Consider the following 21,119-nt stretch of genomic DNA (forward strand, 5'->3'; position numbering starts at 1 on the left):
GAACATGACGCACGAAGAGTCAAATGGACAGAAAAATAGGCTTCCGATCGAGGCGGAGGAGCCGAAGCGATTGGTGAAGGCCAGCTTCGGAGATTCCAGCATCACGGTGTACCAGGCATATCCCAGGGAGATCGCGGAGCGGGCCGCGCAAGCGGGGACCTTCGTAGCGCCGTTCAAGAAAGAGCGGATGACCTGGATCAAGCCTTCCTTCTTGTGGATGATGTACCGGTCAGGGTGGGCGACCAAGCAGAACCAAGAGCATGTGCTCGCCGTCGAGATCTCCCGTGCAGGCTTCGAATGGGCGCTGGCTCACTCGGCACTGAGCCACTTCGATCGTTGGGTGCACCCGGACGAGGGTTCCTGGCGGCAGGAGGTCAAGGAAAGTCCTGTGCGGATCCAATGGGACCCGGAACGGTCACTTTCCCTCGATCCGCTGCCCACGCGAGCGATCCAGATCGGCCTCTCCGGAGAGGCCGTAGAACTCTACGTGCACGACTGGATCATCGGCATCACAGACGTTACCGAGCTTTCCCGATCCATCCACTCCGATATTCGTGCCGGAAATACTGCGGAGGCAGTCCGGAAAATCCCCACCGAGCGGCACTATCCACTTCCAGAACAGACCCGGCGGAAGATCAGGGCGGACGGGTAGCCCAAATTATCCTGGAGATGGAATGACGAGCGAACTCTGGTGGGCCGACAAGGCACCTTGGATTCAAGTAATCCCCACCGATTCAACAGTTTCGGCCGTGCAAGCACTTCCGCCGAGTGGAACGATCTACTCAGCCAGGATGCGTGGGCGGGAGATGAAGGACACGGATGGAGTGTTCACCCAGTTCTACGAAACTCTCCGCCTGCCGGACTATTTCGGCTGGAACTGGAATGCGCTGCGGGACTGCCTGAAAGATCTCGGCTGGCTGGAGGCTACACGGTATCTACTGACCGTCGACAACGCCGATTTCATTCTCTCCGAGAACCCCGAAGAACGCGATATCTTCTTCCGGATCCTCTCGGACTCCGTCAAGTACTGGGCAGCAAAGCCCCAGTACCCGAGGGATAAAGCACCCCTTCACGTGGTACTTCTATGCAGCCCAGACAGCTACACGGAACTGAAGAATCAAGTTTCCCGCGCGTAGAAAATTTATTTCCTGCTGAAAGGCCACGCACGTTTACCTACTTGTGCGACTCGTCACCTTCGGGAGGTTGAGGGACGCAGAGACGCGGCCGTCACGACATAAAGAGTCGACCACCTTGCTTTTCATTTGAGTCAGCCTCTCCGTAAAGGATAGAAAACCGCATGTCGTTCGGTCCTCCACCTCCCAATTTTGGACCTCCCGCATCGCCTCCGTGGATCCCGCCAACTGAGATCGAGCAGGCGCTCTTCGAGGCCAAGGGGCGGGGTGACTGGCCGGCGTACTTCGATACGCTCGCGCGGAATCGGGTGTATTTCGAGATACAGCGGGACAAGGCAGATGCCGTGCCGAGCGGCATCTATCCCGTGTTCAGCCATGATGCTCGGACCGGAGGCCCGGTCTGGACGGTGTACACCGAGGGGATGCTTCCCGCTCCGGAGCCGCACCGGGTGTTCGAGTGGAACAGCCTCGACTGGCTCGCCCGCCAATGGCGGCCCACCGATCCTCCGGTGATCGTGGTCAACCCCGGTAGTCCGTGCGAGGCGTTCCTACCCTCGGCGCCCCCGCACTCCGCGGCTTGGACTCAGCATTCGGAGCGGGTGAGGGTTCTCTCGTACACGCCGGGCCTGCTTACCCTCCGCGTCGGCGGCCCTCTGCAAGGCCCCGTGGCTCACGGTCTGGCCTGCGGCGCCCTGCTTTTCGTCCGGGACGGTTTCCCCTGGAATGCCATGGCTTATCACGGCCAGGGCTATCGCAATGAGCGCAAGTCACTTCGACAATCGTGGGGCGTCACCAACTCTGCGGAATGGCAGTACCAGCAGCGCACTCTTCTGGCACTCGATGGCGCCAACCCGGTATGGGAGTTCGCACTCAGCCTGCGCCGTGCCATCGCCCGTGACTTCGGAGGCTATATAGACACCTCCTACTGGCGGGATGCGGCCGCCAAAGTCCTGCGCCACCGTGATTCCGGCGAGACCGTGATCATCCCAGACGGTGTCACCAAGGCCGACCCTCGCCCAGAGGCGGAGACCGAGGCTCGCATCAAGGGCGTGCAGCATCTCATCGGCAGGATCACCCGCTACGAGGCGCGCTTCCGGGCCGACGGCATCCTCGACGAGAACCGGCATGTCACCTCTGTTGACGCCTGGGATCTGGGGCGGGCTTCGGGCATGGCCCGGTGGGGTCTCGGCGCCCGCTACTGCGGCCTGAAGGAAGCCGAGTCCGCGGTCATCGAGGCGGGCCGGGCCGCAGCTCGCTCCTACCGCTCCTGGCAAGACTTCTCCGCCGGCTACATCCTCGGGCGCTGTCTCCACTTCGACGACGAGGAGTTCGGGGAATGGTACGAGGACATGGTCTCGGCTCATCGGATTCTGAGGTCCGAGCCCGGGAGTCCGTGGCTCAACATCCCGTTCAAGTAGGGCAGGTCCATGGGGGCGGTGGCCAGTTCGGGTGGCCGGTTCGAACCACACCACCTTCCAGCCGGTGGTTGGGGAGCGGGTACGGAGGGGTAGCGGCAGGCCCCCTGGGGCGTACGGGGTTTGAGGTACGGCGCGTACGCAGCTGAGGTTGGCGCGTGCGGAGCTGGGGGTTGGCGCGTACGGAGCCAAGGTCGGCTCGTATGGCGGCTTCGGTCGAACCAGAGAGGTCGAGCGAGAGGTCTTGACAAGTCTATTGGTCTGGACCAGCTTGTACGGCCAGCGGTGGCCACCGTTCCCCACTCAACTCCCCCCACCGGAGGCCGAAATGAACCGCGTACCAGGCATGCCCGGATCGACCGGATCCAGACGACGGCGGTGGGCGCGAGCCCTGGCCGCCCTGCTGACCGGATCCGTTCTCACCTTCGCTGCCCTGGCCGCCCAGGCGCCGGCGGCGGAGCGAGATGCCGCCGCCCTGCCCAAGCACGCCGTGACCGGCTACTGGCAGAACTTCAATAACGGCGCGACAGTCCAGAAGCTCTCCGACGTTCAAGCCCAGTACGACATCATCGCGGTCGCCTTCGCGGACGCCACCTCGACGCCGGGCGCCGTGACCTTCAACCTCGACTCGGCCGGGCTCGGCGGCTACACGATCGACCAGTTCAAGGCGGACATCAAGGCCAAGCAGGCCGAGGGCAAGAAGGTGATCGTCTCGGTCGGGGGCGAACGCGGCACCGTCTCAGTCAGCGACTCCGCATCCGCCACGAACTTCGCGAACTCGGTCCACTCGCTGATGCAGGAGTACGGCTTCGACGGCGTCGACATCGATCTGGAGAACGGCCTCAACGCGACGTACATGACGCAGGCGCTCCGCTCCCTGTCCTCGAAGGCGGGTTCGTCGCTGGTCATCACGATGGCGCCGCAGACCATCGACATGCAGTCGACGTCGAATGGCTACTTCCAGACGGCCCTGAACATCAAGGACATCCTCACGGTCGTCAACATGCAGTACTACAACAGCGGTTCGATGCTGGGCTGCGACGGCAAGGTGTACAGCCAGGGGTCCGTGGACTTCCTGACAGCCCTGGCCTGCGTCCAGTTGGAGGGCGGGCTGTCCCCGTCCCAGGTGGGCCTGGGCCTCCCGGCCTCCCCCAGCGGCGCGGGCAGTGGCTACGTCCCACCGTCCGTGGTGAACAACGCCCTGGACTGCCTGACCAAGGGCACGAACTGCGGCTCCTTCAAGCCACCGCGGACGTATCCCGACCTGCGTGGCGCGATGACGTGGTCAACGAACTGGGATGCAGTGGCGGGCAATGCGTGGTCGAACGCGGTGGGGCCGCACGTGCACGCGCTGCCCTGACAGTTCCCTGGCGGGTTGCCCCCGCCTGGACCCGAGCCCGGCGGCAATACGGCCCGCATACGCGAGCAACCGCCGGGCTTCCGGGTGATGAGACGGAGGGTGTCCTGGCGAGGCCAGTCCAGGGGAGGGAGGGGTGTGCGCACGGAAATGTGACACTGAGGGGACCGAGTGTCACATTTGCGGAACTACCTCCTGGTGGGTAGCCGCCATACAGCTCGTGCGTGGACGCGGAGCCTCCGGCTGCTCGACTCCGCCCTCACCACGCGCTCTCATTCGCGGTCAGCGGCCAGTTCGAACCACACCACCTTCCAGCCGGGCGTTCGGGAGCGGTTGGGGAGCGGGTAGCGGCCCCAGGAGTCCGCCAAGGCTTCCACCAGGTACAGGCCCCGGCCGAAGTCCTCGTCGGGGGTGCAGGACAGTGGGGCGGGGAGTTCCGGGTGGTCGTCCATGACTCCGATGCGTACGACTCCGGCGCGGGTGCGGAGTCTGACGGCTACCGGGCCGTCGGAGTGCTTCACCGAGTTCGAGACCAGCTCCGAGGTCAACAGCTCTGCCGTGTCGGCCAGTTCGAGGGAGTAGTTGTAGTCGAGGAGGGCCGTGCGGATCGTGCGGCGGGCGATGCGTGGGGCTCGGGGGTTGTTGGTCAAGTGGAGGTGGCATTCCCAGGTGGGGGCGGGGATGAGGGCTGGGGACGGGGTGACTTCGGGCATGCGGGAACTCCGTTCCGGGTGAGGGGAGATGAGGTGAGGTGAAGGGCGGTATGGCGACAGTCGGTGGCCTGTCGCGGGCATGCGTCCGCGAGGCACTTCCAACTGCTGTGAGTAGCCTGTGCGTTACTGAATGTACTGGAGTGGGGGGCTAATTTGGCCCCGCATGGTGAAAGTTACGCCCGTTCGTGTCTCAGTCGCACGCGTAAGCGGCAGACTGCACACGACCGCGCGCGGAAGGAACGGCATGGCAGCGAGGACGTCGCCCACGGAGCGTCAGAAGCGGCTGGGAGCCGAGGTACGCCGGATGCGCACCTCAGCGGGGATCTCCGCGGAGTACGCAGCCGGGCTGCTCGGTGTGGACCGAGGCAAGATCTCCCACATCGAGTCCGGCGTACGCGCAATCAGCCCGGAACGGCTGCGCACCCTCGCCTGCAACTGCGACTGCCGGGACGAACGGTACGTCGAGGCACTGGCCGAGATGGCTCAGCCCGGCCAACGGGGCTGGTGGGACAAGTACCGCGGGTCGCTCCCCCAAGGGCTGCTGGACATCGCTGAGTTGGAGGCGCACGCCGTCCGCATGCGGGCCGCGTACTCCATGCACATCCCGGGTCTTCTCCAGACCTCCGACCACGCGTTCGCCATCTTCCGGGTCGTCATCCCGCAACTGCCCGAGCATGAGGTCGCCCTGCGCCTGGCTCACCGCGTGGAGCGCCAGCACGTACTGGACGGCGACAATCCGCCCGAGTTCGTCGCCATCGTGCACGAGGCCGCGCTCAGGATGAGGTTCGGTGGGCAGGAGGTGGCTCGGGCCCAGCTCGACCATCTGCTGAAGAAGTCCGAGCAGCCCAACATCACGCTGCTGGTCATCCCGTTCGAGGCGGGGGCGTTCCCCGGCGCGGGGCAGACCGTGCTGTACGCGGAAGGGCCGGTGCCGAAGCTCGACACGGTGCAGATCGACAACTCGCACGGGCCCGACTTCCTGCACGCGGACACACAATTGGCGAAGTACCGTGCCCACTTGGACTGGATGGAACGCATCGCTCTGTCGCCGAAGGCGTCACGCGACTACATCCGCGACATCGCCAACAGCCTTTGAGGAGAAGCCCGATGGATCACATCACCTGGGAAGAACCCTTCTGCGGTGAGGGAAACTCATGCTTCCGCCTCGGCATCGACGACCAGGACAACGCCTACATCGCCATAGCCGGCGCCGAAGACACCTACCTCACCGACACCCGCGAAGCCCTCCGCACCCTCATCCGCGACATCAAGGCGGGCAAGGCCGACCACCTCCTCTGAGACCGCGGTGGCTCGCGCTGGGGGCACGCCGTGGCCGTCGCGATCCTGGCGGCGAGCGAGTTGGTGCGCCGGGCTGGGCGTGTGGACCGGAGCCCGACCTCGAATGGCTAAGGTGCTTCGTCGGTTCCGCTGGATCACCTTACGGAGATATTGATGAGCACACCGCCGCCCGCATCCCCTTCACAGTTTCCCCGGGGACCGTACTCGGCTCAGGGCGGGCCCGCGTTTCCTCACCAGCCCCCCGCGCCGTACCCGGCGTCTCCGTATCCGCCGCAGCCGTACGCCGGGGCGGCCCCCATGGGCGGACCCCCCGCCCTCGGGTGCGAGGTGTGCGGGGCTGGGCCCTCGGCACCCGTAACGGTTCGCGGCCACCAGGGCATCATCGTGATCATGCGCTTCCTACGGCGCAAGGGTGCGTTCTGCCGGACCTGCGGGCTGGCCGTCTTCCGGCAGATGCAGGCGGACACTCTGCTGCAGGGCTGGTGGGGCCCGCTGTCCGCCATCATCACGCCCATCACCTTGCTGATGAACCTCGGCGCCCTGTCCACCGTGCGCCGCATACCCCAACCCCGGGTTCCGGGTTGGCGGCCGCCGCTTGACCCAGGCAAGCCGGTGATGAAGCGTCCGGCGGGGCTGATCGTCACCGTGCCGCTGGCAGTGGTGGCGGTGGCGCTGGTGGCCGTTCCTGTGCTGTTCGTCATCGGCCTGGTCGCGGGGGACGGCCGGCCGGAACCGCTCACGGTCGGATCGTGCGCCCGCAACGACGGCTCCTGGAGCGACCAGGACCTGAAGACCGTGTCCTGCGGCTCGTCCGACGCACAGTTCCGTGTCACAGAACCGCCGGAAGCGGGGTGCCCCACCGGGGACTTTCTCGCCGGCCCGGAGTACAGCGAGGATCAAGCGACCACCCTCTGCTTGCATCCTCTCGAGCGCTGAGGACCCGCCAGAGCCAGGTGCACGAGGAAGGGCTGGGCCCCGGACAGGCGGAGGCGTTGTACGCGTACGGGAGTGAAGCGGTGCCGGATGGCGGTGGTCAGGTCTTCGCGGTCGGGGAGGAGGAGGACGGCTGTGCCCTCGGGGGCGAGGACGCGGCGTAGTTCCGTCCACCAGCGGGAAGGGGCGGTGGCGAGCAGGCCGCGGGCGTGGGCCTGGGTGCCCCAGGGTGGGTTGCACAGGACGCGGTCGACGGAGTCGTCGGGGAGGGGGAGGCGGCCGGCGTCGGAACGGCGGATGGCGACGGGCAGTTCACCGGCGTTGGCGCGGGCCGCGGTGACCGCGTCCGCGGACAGGTCGAAGCCGTGGAAGCGGGCGTCGGGTTGGGCGAGTGCCGCCTCGATCAGCAGGGTGCCGGCGCCGCAGCACGGGTCGAGGACTGCGTGGCCGGGGCGGATGTCGGCCAGCGTGGCCATGGCGGCGGCGAGCGGCGGGTGCAGGGTGCCCGGGATGGTGCGCTGCTTGTACGCGCGGCGGTGCAGCGGTCGGTCGTCGAGCCGCAGCATGAGCGTGGCCCGCGTGCCGTCCAGGGTCAGCCGCCAGCCGCAGCTGCCCGGCGGGGGCGCGGTCCCCGTACGCCGGGAGTGGTAGGGGACGCCGAGCCGTCGCGCCAGGGCCTGGCCGACGACGTCCTCGGCGTCGTACCGGGTGAACGTGCGCCGGCCGAGGAAGGAGGCCGAGACGTCGATGCCGGTGATCCCCCGGGCCGACGTCGCCGCGCTGTGACGGAGAGAGCTGTGGCGGAGGGACAGGAGGTGGTCGGTGTCGGCGAGATGGACGAGTTCGGTGAGTTCGTGCAGGCGCTGTCGCGTTGTTCCGATGTCGGGGCACTGGGCGGCCAGCAGGAACACGTCGTCCGCGGTGCGCAGCGGCGGCGTGAACCGGTGCGAGCGGAAATGGACTTCGCGGTGGCGTAGATCGGTGACGGCGCCGAGTCCGGACCCCAGTACCTCGGAGGCGACCACGGCCTCCAGGCCGCGGAGGCAGCGCGCCACGAGGGGCGTGTGCATGGTGTTGTTCTTCTTCCACGTCAGCACTCGGGGCAGCGCTCCGCTGCCCCGCCTCGTCGGCGACGGGGGGATCCTCGCTTCGCCGACGGTGCCTAGCGGAGGTGGAAGAAGTACGTCATGGGCGAAAGTCTAACTGCCCTGCGGTCCTGGTGACTTCGAGAGGGAACCGCGACTGCGGACGGAGTTGCGGGTTGGCACACGATCGCAGCCGCGCGGCGGGGCGCAGGCCACACAGCGGCGCGGGGAGTCGGCCCCCCGCGCCGACTCCCCTCCCCCAGCCCCCGCCGGCGGCACTCGACGACGGAGCCGCAATGGCCGGCGAGGTCGTCAGGACGGCAGCGGCACCGCCCGGGCGTACGATCCCTCAGAATCCGGACGGACGCGGGACATTCGTGCTGATGTTGCCGTACGTGGAATTGTCGCCGTAAGCGACCCTGATGAAGATGTTCGAGCTCCGGCCGCTGAAGCTCGCGGTCCTCGTCGTCCAGACGCCGTCGCACTCCTTGACCCGCTTGCTGTTCCCGGTGTCGGACGCGATGACATTCGCGTAGCCGCACACTCCGTCCGTACTGGAATCGAGCAACTGGAACTTCACCGTCTGCCAGTAGGCGCCGTCAATGATGTTCTTTCCCCAGGTCACCGTGCAGTTCCGCGTCTTGGCGTGGACGTTTCCGTTCCTGTCGTCCACGTGCAACGACTCGCAGGCGACGGTCTTGGTGCGGTCGCCGTCGTCGGCGGCGGCCGGAGCCGGCGCGACCGCCGCCCCCATGAGCGTCGCGGCCACTGCCAGTCCGGAGACGCCGACGGCCTTCCTCCGGGATGTCGACATCGGGCGTACAGACATTGGTTTCCCCTTCTGAGTCATTTGCGTGCTGCGGAGCTTCGCCGTGGTGGTCGTTTTTCCTGATCTCACGGCTTGCCGGCACACCGCTTCGCGGGCGGGCCCCTCGATCGCCTGCGCGCTTCGCACGTCACACATCGTGGACGGAGGCCCTGTGTGAAAACCTTGTCGATGTCTTGTCGCGGTTGTATGGACCTGCTGTGATGACCTTGCTCGATGTCGGCGGGCCTTGAACGGACAGATGCCATGGTGGAGTTACGGCTGCTGGGCCCGGTGGAACTGCGGGTGGCAGGCCAGGCGGTGCAGCTCGGGCCACCTTTGCGGCGGGCCTTCTTCGCCGTCCTCGCGGCTGAGGCCGACCGCCCGGTTTCCGCCGAGACGCTGATCCACCGGGTCTGGGGCGAGGATCCGCCGATGGAGGCCCGCGCCTCGCTCTACTCGCACGTCAGCCGTCTTCGCCGTGTCCTGGCCGATGCGGCCACCACTGTGGACCCCGGCGAGGAGGACGACGGCACGCCGCCGCAGTTGCTGCGCCTGGCTGGTGGCTATCTGCTGCAGGTCGCGCCGGACCGAGTCGACCTGCACCACTACCGGCAGTTGTCCGAGCAGGCGCGCGACCCCGCCCTCACCGACGTGGCGCGAGCCGCGCTGCTGTTCCAGGCTCTCGGGCTGTGGCGTGGCGAACCACTGGCGGGAGTCCCCGGCCCGTGGGCGGCGCGCACCCGCGAGAGCTGGACGCAGCGGCGCATAGACACTTTCGTGGACTGGGCGAACGCGACGACCCGGTCGGGCAGCCCGGCCCTGGTGCTCGACCGGCTGCCCGATCTGGTGGCCGAACACCCGCTGGTCGAGCCCCTGGTGACCGCGCTGATGCGGGCTCTGCAGGCGGTCGGCCGCGGCTCGGAGGCGCTGGCCTGCTACGCCGGATTGCGGGAGCGGTTGGCCGAGGAACTCGGCACCGACCCCGGGCCTGAGGTACAGCAGGTCCACCAGGAAGTCCTGCGCGGCCATCAGGCCACCCCGCATCGGCCGACCGGAGACACCCGGCCGGCAGGAGACACCGACGGGCCCCGGACACCGGAGCACCCCACGACACCGGTCGTCGCCGGTGCGCCGCCGGACACCGGCGGACCGGCGGACACCGGCGCGGTTCCGGCCCAGGCCGTCCCACGGCAACTCCCCGCCGGAGTCCTGGGGTTCATCGGCCGGGAGGGCCATCTCAAACAGCTCGATGCGCTGCTTCCTCCACAGGACGACGAGGCAGCGGGGGCCACGGGCGTGATCACGGTGATGTCCGGTACGGCCGGTGTGGGCAAGACGGCCCTGGCCGTGCACTGGGCCCACGGCATGCGCGACCGGTTTCCGGACGGGCAGTTGTACGTCGACCTCAGCGGCTTCGGGCCCACCGCACCGTTGCGACCGGTCGACGTCCTGGGCCGGTTCCTGCGCGCACTGGGCGTGCCGACGGAACAGGTGCCGGCCGAGCAGGAGGAGGCCGCGGCGCTGTACCGCTCCCTGCTGGCAGGCAAGCGCATGCTGGTCCTCCTCGACAACGCGGCCAGTGCGGACCAGGTACGGCCGCTGCGGCCCGCGGCTCCCGGCTGCCTGGCGGTGGTCACCAGCCGCGACCGGTTGAGCGGTCTGGTGGCGCGTGACGGCGCCCGGTCGCTCGTCCTGGATGTGCTGACCGACGCGGAGGCCCACGACCTGCTGGCCCAGATGCTGGGCGAGGAGCGTGCCCGGTCCGACGCGGAGGCCGCGGCGTGGCTTGTCGAGTGGTGCGGCAGACTGCCCCTCGCCCTGCGGATCGCGGCCTCTGATGTGGCGGGCAGGGACAACCTCGGTCTGGCTCGATACGCGGCCGAGCTGAAAGACACCGACCGGCTCGGATCGCTGGCTGTGGACGGCGACGCGCAGTCCGCCGTACGTACGGCCTTCGACCACTCGTACCGTGCTCTGCCGCCGGAGGCCCGGCGGATGTTCCGGCTGACCGCGTCCGCCCCCACCCCGGACGTGACCGTCGACGCGGCCGCCGCCCTCGCGGGCGTGACGCCGCGGCAGGCCCACGAGGTGCTGGCCCGGCTGACGGCGGCGAGCCTCGTGCACCAGCAGTCGCCCGGCCGGTACTCGTTCCACGACCTGGTGCGCCTGTACGGCACCGAATGTGCCGAGGAGGAGAGCCCGGCCGACCGTGCCGAAGCGACGAGCCGCCTTCACAGGTACTACCTCGCCACGGTGACCGCCGCCTCACAGTTGCTTTATCCGGACAAACTGCGCCTGCCGGCCGATGCCGTAGGTGCGGCGGGGAGCACCGAGTCCGTACCGCAGCAGGTCGCCACCGTGCTGAACGACGAGTCCGCGGCTCTGGGCTGGCTCAACGCCGAACAGCCCAACATGCGTTCGGTCATCGAGGACGCCGCCCGGCATGGCTCCCGGAAGACCGCGTGGCTGCTCGCCGACAGGCTGCGCGGCTTCTTCTGGCTCGGCTCCCACGCTTCCGACTGGCTGGCGGTGGCACAGGCCGGCCTGGCTGCCGCACGGGCCGACGGCAATGCATGGGCCGAGGGCGCGGCCCGGCTCAGTCTCGGGGACGCCTGTATGCGACAAGGCCGGTTCGGCAGTGCGCTGGAGCACTACACAGGTGCGCTGGCCTGCACCCAGAGCGTGGGATGGCGGGACGGGCAGGCAGCCGTTCTCAGCAACCTCGCCGGCGTGCACTGGGAACAGGGCCGTCCCCTCCAGGCGACCGATCACCTCACCCGAGCCCTGGTGATCAACGTCGAGACCGGCCGGGTCGCCGGACAGGCCGCCATCCTGGGGAACCTCGGCGTCCTGTGCCGGGAACTCGGACAGCTGGACCGGTCCGCGGAGTACCACAGACAGGCCCTCGTCCTCGACGAGAAGATCGGCTCCGCCGTGAACGCGGCCATCGACGTGGCCAATCTCGCCGAGGCGATCTGCCTGCAGGGACACCTCGCCGAGGCAGAGGACGGCTTGCTACGGGCTCTGCACCTGCACCGGGAACTCGGTGACCGGGACACCGAGAGCTACACGCTGTGCGTCCTGGCCCGGCTCCAGGGTGACCTGGACCGCCCCCGTCGGTCCCTCGACACCGCACGGACCGCGCTCGCTCTCGCCCGGGAGAACGACCACACACGGCATGAGGTGGATGCCCTGAACGCCTTGGCGAGCGCCCATCTCCGGCTCGCCGACCACGACAGGGCTCTCAGCCACTACGAGCAGGCGCTGCGGATCCTGCGGGAAACCGGTCAGGACCACTGCCACGCGGCGGTCGAGAGCCTCGTCGGACTGGCGGACACTCACCACCGCACCGGCTGCGGACCATCGGCCACGGAACTGGCCCACCGCGCTCTCCACACGAGCCGCCGCACCGGATATCGGCTCTTGGAAGGCCAGGCTCTCACCGTCCTCGCCGGCATCGCTCTCGTCGGCGGTGCGCCGTCCCAGGCCGCCGAACACGCCCGGCGCGCAGTGGAAGTTCACCGTGCCACCGGGCATCGCATGGGCCGGGTTCAGGCTCTGCACCAGCTCGCCAGGGCGGTACAGCAGACGCACGGGTACACCGCGGCCCTTTCCCTGAAGCGCGAGGCGGAGGCGATCCACCTGAGGATGAGAGCACGGTGACGCCCGGCCCACGTGGGCCACTCTCATCCGCGACATCAAGGCGGGCAAAGTGGATCACCTGCTCTGACGGCCCGCCAAGGCCCGTACCGAAGGCGGCGGCCCGTATCGAAGGCAGCCGGGTTTACGACGACCCGTTCCGCCGTCGGGAGCAGGACGAGACCTGACGCAGGATCACCATCTGGCTACGGAACGGTCGTTCAGCGACCCAGCCATCAGGGCGAGTGCCCCCACCCGTTCTCGTCGGCGGGCCCCACGGTATGGTGCGTGATTGAGGGTTCAAGATCATTTACCGAGCCCCGGATGCTTTGCCGGACCATGCCGTCCCGGCACTCGGGACCTGCACGGCATCCGCCCCCACAGCCAGGAACTCGTTCAGAAACACCTTTCTGGAGACACACCTGATGAAGCTCGCCAGACGTCTCGTCCTCACCACCACAGCTCTCGCCGCCGTGACCGCCGGCACGCTCTTCAGCGCGACGATCGGCCAGGCCACGACCTCGAAGCCCGCCGACGCCGATACCGCCGCCCCCACCACGCCGAAGGCCCCCGACTCACTGAAGGTCCCTGATGGCAACCGGCTCACCGGTGTCTTCTCCGCCAAGGGCGTCCAGGTCTACACCTGCACCGACGGCGCCTGGAAGCTGCTGGAACCCGCCGCCACCCTCTCGGCCAAGAACGACAAATCCCACCGCCCCGTCGCCCTCCACTCCCGCGGTCCCGTCTGGGTGTCCACGGTAGACGGCAGCGCGGTCAACGCCGCCGCCCTCGCCACCTCCCCCAAACCCGGCACCATCCCCGAACTCCTCCTGCAGTCCACCGCCACGCGCGGCACCGGGGTCTTCGCCGGCGTTTCCTACATCCAGCGCCTCAGCACCCAGGGCGGCGTCGCCCCCACCACCGCCTGCACGGGCACCGACCAGGTCAGCGTCCCCTACTCCGCCATCTACACCTTCTACAAGCCCGCCAAGTGATGCGGTAAGCGGTAAGCGGTAAGCGGTAAGAAGCAACGGCAGGGCCCCTCGGGACGATCTCGAGGGGCCCTTGCTGTGCAGTGCACCGGGCAGGATGCGAATGACGGCCCGCACCCACGGCCCGTTCAGAAACGGTGAAACATTTCCCGGGGTCCACCGCATCAATGAGGTGAGGACGGTTTCGGGGGATCGCCGAGGATCACGGGGGACGTAGGCATGAGACAGAGGGGCGAGGACGGCTACGCCGAGTTCGCTGCGGCGCGTGCCGGGCATTTGTATCGGTCGGCCTGTCTGCTCACCGGCGGCGACACCCATCTCGCCGAGGATCTCGTGCAGGAGACCCTCGGGCGGCTGTACGTCAACTGGCGGCGGGTGTCGCGCGTCGGTAATCCCGCGGGGTACGCGCAGACCGTCCTCACCCGTACGTTCCTCGCCCACCAGCGGCGGCGCAGCAGTACCGAACGTGCCACGGACGTCCTTCCCGACCTGGCCGATCCGCACAGCGCCGCCGACGACACGTCGCTGCGGCTGACCCTCGTGGAGGCGCTGGGGAGGCTGTCCGCCAAGGACCGGGCCGTGGTCGTCCTGCGGTACTGGGAGGACCGCAGCATCGAGGAGACCGCCGACGCGATGAACGTCAGCTCGGCCGCCGTACGCACCCGCTGCGTACGGGCCCTCGGCCGGCTGCGGGTGCTCCTCGGCGACGGCCTCAGCGAGTACGCGGCCCGCTGAACGGCCACCGCGACCCAGCGCGATTCCCATTCCAACGACTTCCAATGACTTTCAACGACCTTGCAGAGACGGTGGTTTGCCATGCCCGCTGAAGATCACGAGAGCCGCGACGTCGACACCGACCTTTTCGAGGACCGGCTCGGCCTCGCCATGCGCCAGGCCGGCGACTCCTTCGAGACCGACCGGAGTGGCCTCGTCGCCGCCGGAGCGGTACGCGGTCGCAGGCTCCTGCTGCGGCGCCGGGCCGCCGTCGTGGGAGGCGTGGCCGCTGTCGTCCTCGTGGGGGTGGGCGGGACGCTGCTCGTGCCCTGGGGCGGCGCGGGCGACGGGCAGCAGTCCGTGGCCGCCAGCAGGCCGACCCCGACCTCGCCCCCTCCCGCCGAGAGCGACGGGCGGCCGTCCGTGGCCGCCACCAGCCCGACCCCGACCCTGCCCCCGCCCCCTCCCGCCGAGAACGATGGCAAGACCTCCGGCGCCGAGCCACCGGAGACCACCCCGAGCACCCCTCCGGGTGCCGACGGTTCCTCGATCGGGCAGACGCTCACCTCTCTGCTCCCCAAGAACGTCGACGTCGTCTCGTATGGCGGTCAGGCCAACGATTACGCGTACGTCGTGGTCGACGACGGCAAGGGAGAGAGCCTGGTTCAGATCAACGTGCAGCCCGATATGTCGGATGTCGAGGACCAGCTCTTTGGGCCCGACGCGGAGATCCTGCCCGATGGCACAAAGGTCGCCACGAGCCAGGGTCCGGGCGAGAAGGGTGTCGCGGGCGTCGTCATGTGGACCGTCGACACCATCAGGCCTGATGGCCGGCGCGTGGTCGTCAGTGCCTTCAACTCCGGCTCACAGCGCGACGACCCGACCCGCGAGACACCCGCGCTCACCATGCAGCAGCTCAGGGAGATCGCCACGAGTCCGAAGTGGCTACAGCTCGGGTAAGCACCCCGCGCCTGATGAGCGCGTCAGAAGAACTCCGACCAAGGCTGGTCCCAGATCTGCTTCACGCACAGGACGATGAAGAGCAGGCCCGCGATCACCAGCATGGCGTTGCTGAGCGGGCCGTTGCGCCATTCCCTCGGTGTGCGGGAGGAGTTGAGGAGCCAGACCAGGGTGAGGGCGAGGAAGGGGAGGAAGGCCGCGCCGAGGACTCCGTACAGGATGATCAGGCGGAAGGGCTGGCCCTCGAACAGCAGGATCATCGGCGGGAACGTCAGCCACAGCAGGTACGCGCGGAACGGCCACGACTTCTCGCGGGCGCCGGACGCCACCTCCTCGCCCGAGCCGGACCCGGACCCGGCCCCGGACGCCACCGCATCGCCCGTCACCGCACGGCGCGCCCGGTAGCGCTCCACGAAGTCCGCGAACATCAGGCTGACGCCGTGCCAGACGCCGATCAACGAGGTGAACGACGTGGCGAAGAAGCCGATGAGGAAGAACTTCGACGTCGCCGTGCCGTACTCGTCCTCCAGGATGTCGCCGAGCTGGATGAGGCCCTTGTCGCCGCTCGCGATGGCGACATTCGAGGCGTGGAGGAGTTCCGCGCCGACGAAGAGCATGGAGATGACGAAGATGCCGGTCGTGGCGTACGCGACGCGGTTGTCGAGGCGCATCACCTTCATCCAGCCGGTGTTCGTCCAGCCCTTCGCGTTGACCCAGTAGCCGTACGCGGCAAGGGTGATGGTGCCGCCGACGCCGCCGACCAGACCGAGGGTGTTGAGGATGGAGTCCTTCTCGTCGGGGAGGACGGGGAGCAGGCCCGCGAAGGCGTCGCCGAGGTTCGGGGTGACGCGGATCGCCAGGTACACCGTCACCACGAACATGACGCCGACCAGCACCGTCATGACCTTCTCGAAGACGGCGTACTTGTTGAACCAGACGAAGACCAGGCCGACCAAGCCGGTGAGGATGGCCCACCACTTGAGGTCCATGACGTCCGGGAAGAGCGCCTGGAGGGGCAGGCCCGAGGATGACATGGCCGCGGCGCCATAGACGAAGCCCCAGATCACGACGTACACGACGAAGAACCACGTCGTCCAGCGGCCGAGGCTCTCCCAGCCGTCGAACAGGGTGCGACCGGTGGACAGATGCCAGCGGCCCGCCGCCTCGGCCAGGGAGATCTTGACGAGGCAGCCGAGGATGGCGGCCCACAGGAGGGTGTAGCCGAAGTTCGAGCCTGCGATGAGGGTCGCGACGAGGTCGCCCGCGCCGACGCCGGTGGCGGCGACCACGATGCCGGGGCCGATGTATTTCCAACTGGATTTACGGGGGCTGGAGTTGGCCTCGCCCGACGCCGCTTCCCCTGAGTTTCCCGCCGTCTTGCCGGTGTTTCCCGTGGTGTCCGCCATGCCGATCAAGAAAGCGCAAAGCGGGCGATGACACAAGGGGGCGTGCGTGTATGCGCGTTCGACCTCCGCCTGGTCTTGACCCGGTCATGCCATACCTTCACGATGAGCGCCACACCCGCACAGACGTCGCTTGAACCACCCCCCGCTCCAACCCCCACATTCCGGAGACCCCGGAAGTCCTGGAGAACCTAGGAGACTCAATGCGACTACGCACCAGAGGCAGACGCACCGCCTTCCTCGGCACCCTCCTCGCGCTCGCCCTCGCGGCGCCCATCACCGCCACGACGACCAGCGTGTCCGGAGCGCCCGGCACGGCCCCGGTGGCCGCGTCCGAGGCCGATCGCGAGATCCGCCAGTACGAGGTCCACATGCACTCGGACTCCAAGTCCCGTACGGCACTTCAGAAGTCCGGCGTGACGGTGGACGACTCCGACGACCACACCGTGTTCATCTCCGGCCGCGCGGACCAGGTCAAGAAGCTGCGGCAACTCGGCTACGAGGTCACGCCGATGGGCGCCGCACCCGACCGGTCGCGCGGCGAGGAGGACGTACGGCCCCTCGACTTCCCCTCCGCCGACTCGCGCTATCACAACTACGCCGAGATGAACACGGAGATCAGCCAGCGGCTCTCGGCGTACCCGAACATCATGAGCAGGCGCGTGATCGGGAAGTCGTACCAGGGCCGGGACATCGTCGCCATCAAGATCAGCGACAACGTCGCGACCGACGAGTCCGAACCCGAAGTCCTGATGACCCACCACCAGCATGCACGCGAGCACCTCACCGTCGAGATGGCGCTCTACCTGATACGCGAACTGGGCGCCGGATACGGCTCCGATCAGCGCATCACGAACATGGTCAACAGCCGCGAGATCTGGATACTCCCCGACCTCAACCCGGACGGCGGCGAGTACGACATCGCGACCGGGCAGTACCGCTCCTGGCGCAAGAACCGGCAGCCCAACAGCGGTTCCTCGTACGTCGGTACGGACCTGAACCGCAACTGGGCCTATCGCTGGGGTTGCTGCGGCGGTTCGTCCGGTTCGACGTCCTCCGACACCTACCGGGGTCCGGCCGCCGAGTCCGCGCCCGAGGTGAAGGTCGTCGCCGACTTCGTACGCAGCCGGGTCGTCGGCGGTACGCAGCAGATCAAGGCGGGCGTCGACTTCCACACGTACAGCGAGCTCGTGCTGTGGCCCTTCGGCTACACGAACTCGGACACGACCACCGGCATGACGGCCGACGACCGCAACGCCTTCGCCACGGTCGGCGGGAAGATGGCCGCCAGCAACGGCTACACGGCCGAGCAGTCCAGCGATCTCTACATCACGGACGGCTCGATCGACGACTGGCTGTGGGGCGACCAGAAGATCTTCGGCTACACCTTCGAGATGTACCCGGGGTCCGCGTCGGGCGGCGGTTTCTACCCGCCCGACGAGGTCATCGAGCGCGAGACGTCCCGCAACCGGGACGCGGTGCTCCAACTGCTGGAGAACGCGGACTGCATGTACCGGTCCATAGGCAAGGAGGAGCAGTACTGCTGACGGGCTGGTGTTGTGCGTGAGAGTGCGCCCCGGCTCGGCCCGGGGCGCACCCTCACTCATGCACTCATGAAGTACGCGGTCACTCCTGGAAGTACGCGTCCAGGACCTCGTCCAGCTCCGTCTCCCACTCCTTGACCTTGGCGCGGGACGGGATGCGGAGTTCGACCGGGTACCAGCGGCGTTCGGGGGTGTGCACCGTGATGGTGTACCAGCGGCCGAAGCGCGAGGTCTCCGACTCGACCGCGCCGATCTCGTCCCAGCGGAACTCGGCCTCGTGGTCGTCCAGGCGCAGTCGTACGCCTCGGTGGTCGGCGGTGATCTTCGCGCGGTAGTCGGAGGCCTCGAAGACGGGGCCGTCGGCGGAGGGCTCCTCCGAGTCGTCCGACTCCGCCTCGGCTGCCTCCTCCGGCTCCTCCGACTCCGACTCGGCGGTCTCCTTCGCCTCGTCCGAAGGATCCGCCTCGTCGGACTTTGCCGGGACGTCCTTGTCGAAGGCGTCGGCCGCGTGCTCGGCGGCCGTCTCCGTCTCCTCGGAGGCGGCCTCTTCGGCTGCCGCGGTCTCCTCGACCGGGTCCTTGGCGTCCTTCGGGTCCTTGGGATCGGCAGGGCGCGGGCCCGTGATGCCGGGGACGAACGCCGGGTCGGCTGCCGCGCCTTGCAGGGGCTGGATGCTGGGTCCTATGCGCTGCTCCACGGTGGGCAGTATGGCCGATGAAGCTGTGGCGTGGGGGGCCGGGGCGTCACTCGTCACCTGAGTGATGCCAAGGTCCGGGCGGCCGCTGTACGAACACGCTCGGCACCACTGCGGCCCCGCGCCCCCTTGAGGGCGCGGGGAAGCGGCCTCAGCTGTCCAGTACTGCCAGCGCGTCGATCTCGATCAAGAGACCCGCCGGCAGGCCCACGTAAACCGTCGTGCGGGCTGACGGCGGCGCGGTGAGGCCCTGCTCCTCGAAGTACTGGTCGTAAATCCCGTTGAACTCACCGAAGTGGTCGACGTCCGTCAGGTAGACGCGGATCATCAACGCGTCGTCCCAGGTCGCGCCGCCCTCCTCGAGGACCGACTTGACGTTGGCGAGGGTCTGGAGGGTCTGTTCGCGCAGGGTCGGGCCGGCGGGCGTGGGTGGCTGCCCCTCCACGGCGGGCAGGAAGCCGACCTGGCCGGCGACCTGGAGGATGTTGCCCTTCTTGACTCCGTGCGAGAACTTGGCGGGCGGGGTGGTGTGGGTCTTGGGCGTGAGCGCGACCTTCTCGGTCTTCTCGGTCATGAACTTCCTTCCTCGGCTGGGGTGTTGGCTGGAGTACTGACTGGGACGTTGCTGCCTGAGTACTCCCGGGTGATGGCGTCCGCCGTGCGGCGGACCAGCGGGAGCAGCGTAAGGAGTTCGTCGGCGGTGACGACGACGTTCGGGGCGGAGACCGACATGGCGGCGACGACGCGGCCGTCGGTGCCGCGGATGGGGGCTCCGACGCAGTTGATGGACTCCTCGTGGCCGCCTAGGTCGGTGGCCCAGCCCTGTTCGCGTACGGTCGCCAACTCCTTGAGGAAAGCGGGGGCGTTGGGGATCGAACGGGCCGTGTACATCGGGTAGTCGAGCTTCTCCGCGAGGACTCGGCGCTCGGACTCGGGAAGGTCGGCGAGGAGCAGCTTGGCGACGGCGGCGACGGTGATCGCGACGGGCTTGCCGATACGGGAGTACATGCGCACCGGGTAGCGGCTCTCGACTTTGTCGATGTAGAGGACCTCGCCCTCCTCGTACACGGCGAGGTGGATCGTGTGGCCGCACTGTTCGTTGAGGCGTACGAGGTGGGGGTGGGCGATCTCGCGGATGTCCAGGTTCTCCACCGCCTCCTGCGCGAGGGCGAAGAGGCGGGCGCCGAGGCGGTAGCGCTGGTCGGACTGGCGGTAGACGAGGCCGTGCTCGTGGAGGGTGCGCAGGAGGCGGAGCGCGGTGGACTTGTGGACGCCGAGCCGTTCGGCGACCTGGCCGAGGTCGGCGGGGCCCTCGGCGAGGAGCGGCAGGATGCTCAGGGCGCGATCGACGGTCTGGCTCATGCGGTACGTACCTCCTCGTTGGCCCGCGTCCACCCGGGTCCGAGTCGAAGTGTCCCCCACGCTCCGTCGTCCAGCGCGACCAGCCGGTCGGCGTGCTCGCGGGCGGGAGGCGCCGCGAGATCGCCGGGCACGGTGAGCGCGGCGGCGGCCATGAGATGACCGTGCCGGATGCGGTCCCGCACGGGGAGCCCGCGAAGGGTCGCGGACAGGAATCCGGCGGCGAAGGCGTCGCCGGCGCCTACGTGGGCGATGACGTCGACGTGGAGGGCCCCTACGAAGGTGGCGGTGTCCGCGGCGTCCTCGCCCATGCCGCCGGTGTTCTTGTCGAAGACGGTCGCTCCTCTCTCGCCCTGCTTGACGACCAGCAGGGCCGGTTCGGGCAGCGCCTCCCGGACTGCCGCGGCCCCGTGCAGCCCCCACGCGTCCCGTGCCTCGTCGTCCCCGACGAACACGATGTCGGCGGCGCGCGCCAGGTCCAGCAGGACGCGCGGCCCTTCCGTGTCACGCCACAGGCCCGGCCTGTGGTTGACGTCGAAGGAGACCAGGGGGCGTCCCGGTCGGCGCGCGGTCAGCTCGCGCAACAGGCCGAGGCAGTCGCCGGACAGGGCGGCCGTGATCCCGGAGAGGTGGAGGACGCGGCCCGAGCGGAGCACGTCCAGATCCACCGTGTCCGTCGCCATCGTGGAGGCAGCGGAGCCCGTCCGGTAGTACGCCACCTCGTGGGCGTCGGTGGCCCGCTCTCCCGCCGTACGGAAGTAGATGCCAGTGGGGCGCACCGGATCGCGTCGTACGGCGGAGGTGTCGACGCCGTACGACGCGATCGTCTCCACCAGGTGGTCGCCGAAGCCGTCGGCGCCCACCCGGCTGACCCATTTCACGGAGTGCCCGGCGGCAGCCAACCCACACGCCACGTTGGACTCCGCACCGCCGATGCCCCGGTCGAAGGACGGCACGTCGGCGAGACGCCCCGGCCGGGAGGGCAGGAACGTGACCATGGACTCGCCGAGCGTGACGACGTCCACGGGATCCACGGTGTCCTCGGCGGCTTCGGGACGAGCGGGTCCGGTG

General features: G+C 68.4%; 20 protein-coding genes. 12 read left to right on the forward strand and 8 right to left on the reverse strand.

The annotated features are described in order from the left end of the window. The first annotated feature begins 4 nt into the window (after positions 1-4). From IEZ21_RS39515 to IEZ21_RS39530, 4 genes are all read left to right on the forward strand, one after another. Complete coding sequence (locus IEZ21_RS39515) at positions 5-652, forward strand: DUF4291 domain-containing protein (protein WP_189326642.1); 648 nt, start codon at positions 5-7, stop codon at positions 650-652. Between the two features lie 22 nt (positions 653-674). Next, positions 675-1,136: a barstar family protein gene (locus IEZ21_RS39520; protein WP_246568637.1), complete on the forward strand. Its 462-nt coding sequence runs from the start codon at positions 675-677 to the stop codon at positions 1,134-1,136. A gap of 161 nt (positions 1,137-1,297) precedes the next feature. After that, entirely contained in the window at positions 1,298-2,551 is a 1,254-nt protein-coding gene (locus tag IEZ21_RS39525; RefSeq protein WP_189326643.1) for a DUF1266 domain-containing protein, read from the forward strand. 325 nt (positions 2,552-2,876) lie between these two features. Further along, positions 2,877-3,908: a chitinase gene (locus IEZ21_RS39530; RefSeq protein ID WP_308429692.1), complete on the forward strand. Its 1,032-nt coding sequence runs from the start codon at positions 2,877-2,879 to the stop codon at positions 3,906-3,908. 269 nt (positions 3,909-4,177) lie between these two features. Here IEZ21_RS39530 and IEZ21_RS39535 read toward each other — a convergent pair whose 3' ends face one another. After that, positions 4,178-4,618: an ATP-binding protein gene (locus IEZ21_RS39535; RefSeq protein ID WP_189326644.1), complete on the reverse strand. Its 441-nt coding sequence runs from the start codon at positions 4,616-4,618 to the stop codon at positions 4,178-4,180. A gap of 244 nt (positions 4,619-4,862) precedes the next feature. Between IEZ21_RS39535 and IEZ21_RS39540 the strand changes: the two genes are divergently transcribed. The 3 genes from IEZ21_RS39540 (at position 4,863) to IEZ21_RS39550 (ending at position 6,853) form a co-directional block, all read left to right on the forward strand. Continuing rightward, entirely contained in the window at positions 4,863-5,714 is an 852-nt protein-coding gene (locus IEZ21_RS39540) for a helix-turn-helix domain-containing protein (protein WP_189326645.1), read from the forward strand. Positions 5,715-5,725: 11 nt separating this feature from the next. Beyond that, complete coding sequence (locus tag IEZ21_RS39545; protein ID WP_189326646.1) at positions 5,726-5,917, forward strand: hypothetical protein; 192 nt, start codon at positions 5,726-5,728, stop codon at positions 5,915-5,917. Positions 5,918-6,307: 390 nt separating this feature from the next. Next, positions 6,308-6,853: an LppU/SCO3897 family protein gene (locus tag IEZ21_RS39550; RefSeq protein ID WP_246568639.1), complete on the forward strand. Its 546-nt coding sequence runs from the start codon at positions 6,308-6,310 to the stop codon at positions 6,851-6,853. On the opposite strand, the gene IEZ21_RS39555 is transcribed toward IEZ21_RS39550, so the two are convergent. Then, positions 6,814-7,920 carry a methyltransferase domain-containing protein gene (locus IEZ21_RS39555; protein ID WP_189326648.1) on the reverse strand — a complete coding sequence of 369 codons (1,107 nt, stop codon included), beginning with the start codon at positions 7,918-7,920 and terminating at the stop codon, positions 6,814-6,816. The two genes, IEZ21_RS39550 and IEZ21_RS39555, sit on opposite strands and share 40 nt — an antisense overlap. Positions 7,921-8,284: 364 nt before the next feature. Next, complete coding sequence (locus IEZ21_RS39560) at positions 8,285-8,764, reverse strand: hypothetical protein (RefSeq protein WP_189326649.1); 480 nt, start codon at positions 8,762-8,764, stop codon at positions 8,285-8,287. A gap of 243 nt (positions 8,765-9,007) precedes the next feature. Between IEZ21_RS39560 and IEZ21_RS39565 the strand changes: the two genes are divergently transcribed. The 4 genes from IEZ21_RS39565 to IEZ21_RS39580 all read left to right on the forward strand — a co-directional run bounded on the left by IEZ21_RS39565 (position 9,008) and on the right by IEZ21_RS39580 (position 15,048). Continuing rightward, on the forward strand, positions 9,008-12,406 hold the full coding sequence (locus IEZ21_RS39565) for an AfsR/SARP family transcriptional regulator (protein WP_189326650.1): 3,399 nt from the start codon (positions 9,008-9,010) through the stop codon (positions 12,404-12,406). A 401-nt stretch (positions 12,407-12,807) separates the two neighbouring features. Then, on the forward strand, positions 12,808-13,377 hold the full coding sequence (locus IEZ21_RS39570; RefSeq protein ID WP_189326651.1) for a DUF3455 domain-containing protein: 570 nt from the start codon (positions 12,808-12,810) through the stop codon (positions 13,375-13,377). A gap of 216 nt (positions 13,378-13,593) precedes the next feature. Continuing rightward, entirely contained in the window at positions 13,594-14,109 is a 516-nt protein-coding gene (locus IEZ21_RS39575) for a SigE family RNA polymerase sigma factor (protein WP_189326652.1), read from the forward strand. Between the two features lie 81 nt (positions 14,110-14,190). Then, complete coding sequence (locus IEZ21_RS39580; RefSeq protein ID WP_189326653.1) at positions 14,191-15,048, forward strand: hypothetical protein; 858 nt, start codon at positions 14,191-14,193, stop codon at positions 15,046-15,048. Between the two features lie 23 nt (positions 15,049-15,071). Here the strand turns inward: IEZ21_RS39580 and IEZ21_RS39585 are convergent, their stop codons facing one another. Next, positions 15,072-16,454, reverse strand: a complete 1,383-nt coding sequence (locus tag IEZ21_RS39585) for an Nramp family divalent metal transporter (protein WP_189326654.1) — start codon at positions 16,452-16,454, stop codon at positions 15,072-15,074. A 200-nt stretch (positions 16,455-16,654) separates the two neighbouring features. Here IEZ21_RS39585 and IEZ21_RS39590 point away from each other — a divergent pair, with 200 nt between their 5' ends. Further along, entirely contained in the window at positions 16,655-17,998 is a 1,344-nt protein-coding gene (locus IEZ21_RS39590) for a M14 family metallopeptidase (RefSeq protein ID WP_189326655.1), read from the forward strand. Between the two features lie 79 nt (positions 17,999-18,077). Here IEZ21_RS39590 and IEZ21_RS39595 read toward each other — a convergent pair whose 3' ends face one another. From IEZ21_RS39595 to IEZ21_RS39610, 4 genes are all read right to left on the reverse strand, one after another. Continuing rightward, the gene (locus tag IEZ21_RS39595; RefSeq protein ID WP_189326656.1) at positions 18,078-18,692 is read right to left on the reverse strand and encodes a hypothetical protein; all 615 of its coding nucleotides are present in this window, start codon (positions 18,690-18,692) and stop codon (positions 18,078-18,080) included. A gap of 148 nt (positions 18,693-18,840) precedes the next feature. Next, complete coding sequence (locus IEZ21_RS39600; RefSeq protein ID WP_189326657.1) at positions 18,841-19,263, reverse strand: RidA family protein; 423 nt, start codon at positions 19,261-19,263, stop codon at positions 18,841-18,843. Continuing rightward, positions 19,260-20,051 carry an IclR family transcriptional regulator gene (locus IEZ21_RS39605; protein ID WP_189326658.1) on the reverse strand — a complete coding sequence of 264 codons (792 nt, stop codon included), beginning with the start codon at positions 20,049-20,051 and terminating at the stop codon, positions 19,260-19,262. The genes IEZ21_RS39600 and IEZ21_RS39605 overlap by 4 nt, the downstream gene beginning before the upstream one ends. Further along, positions 20,048-21,073, reverse strand: a complete 1,026-nt coding sequence (locus tag IEZ21_RS39610) for a sugar kinase (protein ID WP_189326659.1) — start codon at positions 21,071-21,073, stop codon at positions 20,048-20,050. Before IEZ21_RS39610 ends, IEZ21_RS39605 begins: the two co-directional genes overlap by 4 nt. Positions 21,074-21,119 lie beyond the last annotated feature (46 nt).

This window comes from Streptomyces flaveus, from assembly GCF_014647675.1.
GTDB lineage: Bacteria > Actinomycetota > Actinomycetes > Streptomycetales > Streptomycetaceae > Streptomyces > Streptomyces flaveus.

What these genes read in the sequence shown, in the direction of transcription:
- IEZ21_RS39515 (WP_189326642.1), top strand. Translation starts at nt 5, where the DNA reads ATGACGCACGAAGAGTCAAATGGACAGAAAAATAGGCTTCCGATCGAG.
- IEZ21_RS39520 (WP_246568637.1), top strand. Translation starts at nt 675, where the DNA reads ATGACGAGCGAACTCTGGTGGGCCGACAAGGCACCTTGGATTCAAGTA.
- IEZ21_RS39525 (WP_189326643.1), top strand. Translation starts at nt 1,298, where the DNA reads ATGTCGTTCGGTCCTCCACCTCCCAATTTTGGACCTCCCGCATCGCCT.
- IEZ21_RS39530 (WP_308429692.1), top strand. Translation starts at nt 2,877, where the DNA reads ATGAACCGCGTACCAGGCATGCCCGGATCGACCGGATCCAGACGACGG.
- IEZ21_RS39535 (WP_189326644.1), bottom strand. Translation starts at nt 4,618, where the DNA reads ATGCCCGAAGTCACCCCGTCCCCAGCCCTCATCCCCGCCCCCACCTGG.
- IEZ21_RS39540 (WP_189326645.1), top strand. Translation starts at nt 4,863, where the DNA reads ATGGCAGCGAGGACGTCGCCCACGGAGCGTCAGAAGCGGCTGGGAGCC.
- IEZ21_RS39545 (WP_189326646.1), top strand. Translation starts at nt 5,726, where the DNA reads ATGGATCACATCACCTGGGAAGAACCCTTCTGCGGTGAGGGAAACTCA.
- IEZ21_RS39550 (WP_246568639.1), top strand. Translation starts at nt 6,308, where the DNA reads ATGCGCTTCCTACGGCGCAAGGGTGCGTTCTGCCGGACCTGCGGGCTG.
- IEZ21_RS39555 (WP_189326648.1), bottom strand. Translation starts at nt 7,920, where the DNA reads ATGCACACGCCCCTCGTGGCGCGCTGCCTCCGCGGCCTGGAGGCCGTG.
- IEZ21_RS39560 (WP_189326649.1), bottom strand. Translation starts at nt 8,764, where the DNA reads ATGTCTGTACGCCCGATGTCGACATCCCGGAGGAAGGCCGTCGGCGTC.
- IEZ21_RS39565 (WP_189326650.1), top strand. Translation starts at nt 9,008, where the DNA reads ATGGTGGAGTTACGGCTGCTGGGCCCGGTGGAACTGCGGGTGGCAGGC.
- IEZ21_RS39570 (WP_189326651.1), top strand. Translation starts at nt 12,808, where the DNA reads ATGAAGCTCGCCAGACGTCTCGTCCTCACCACCACAGCTCTCGCCGCC.
- IEZ21_RS39575 (WP_189326652.1), top strand. Translation starts at nt 13,594, where the DNA reads ATGAGACAGAGGGGCGAGGACGGCTACGCCGAGTTCGCTGCGGCGCGT.
- IEZ21_RS39580 (WP_189326653.1), top strand. Translation starts at nt 14,191, where the DNA reads ATGCCCGCTGAAGATCACGAGAGCCGCGACGTCGACACCGACCTTTTC.
- IEZ21_RS39585 (WP_189326654.1), bottom strand. Translation starts at nt 16,454, where the DNA reads ATGGCGGACACCACGGGAAACACCGGCAAGACGGCGGGAAACTCAGGG.
- IEZ21_RS39590 (WP_189326655.1), top strand. Translation starts at nt 16,655, where the DNA reads ATGCGACTACGCACCAGAGGCAGACGCACCGCCTTCCTCGGCACCCTC.
- IEZ21_RS39600 (WP_189326657.1), bottom strand. Translation starts at nt 19,263, where the DNA reads ATGACCGAGAAGACCGAGAAGGTCGCGCTCACGCCCAAGACCCACACC.
- IEZ21_RS39605 (WP_189326658.1), bottom strand. Translation starts at nt 20,051, where the DNA reads ATGAGCCAGACCGTCGATCGCGCCCTGAGCATCCTGCCGCTCCTCGCC.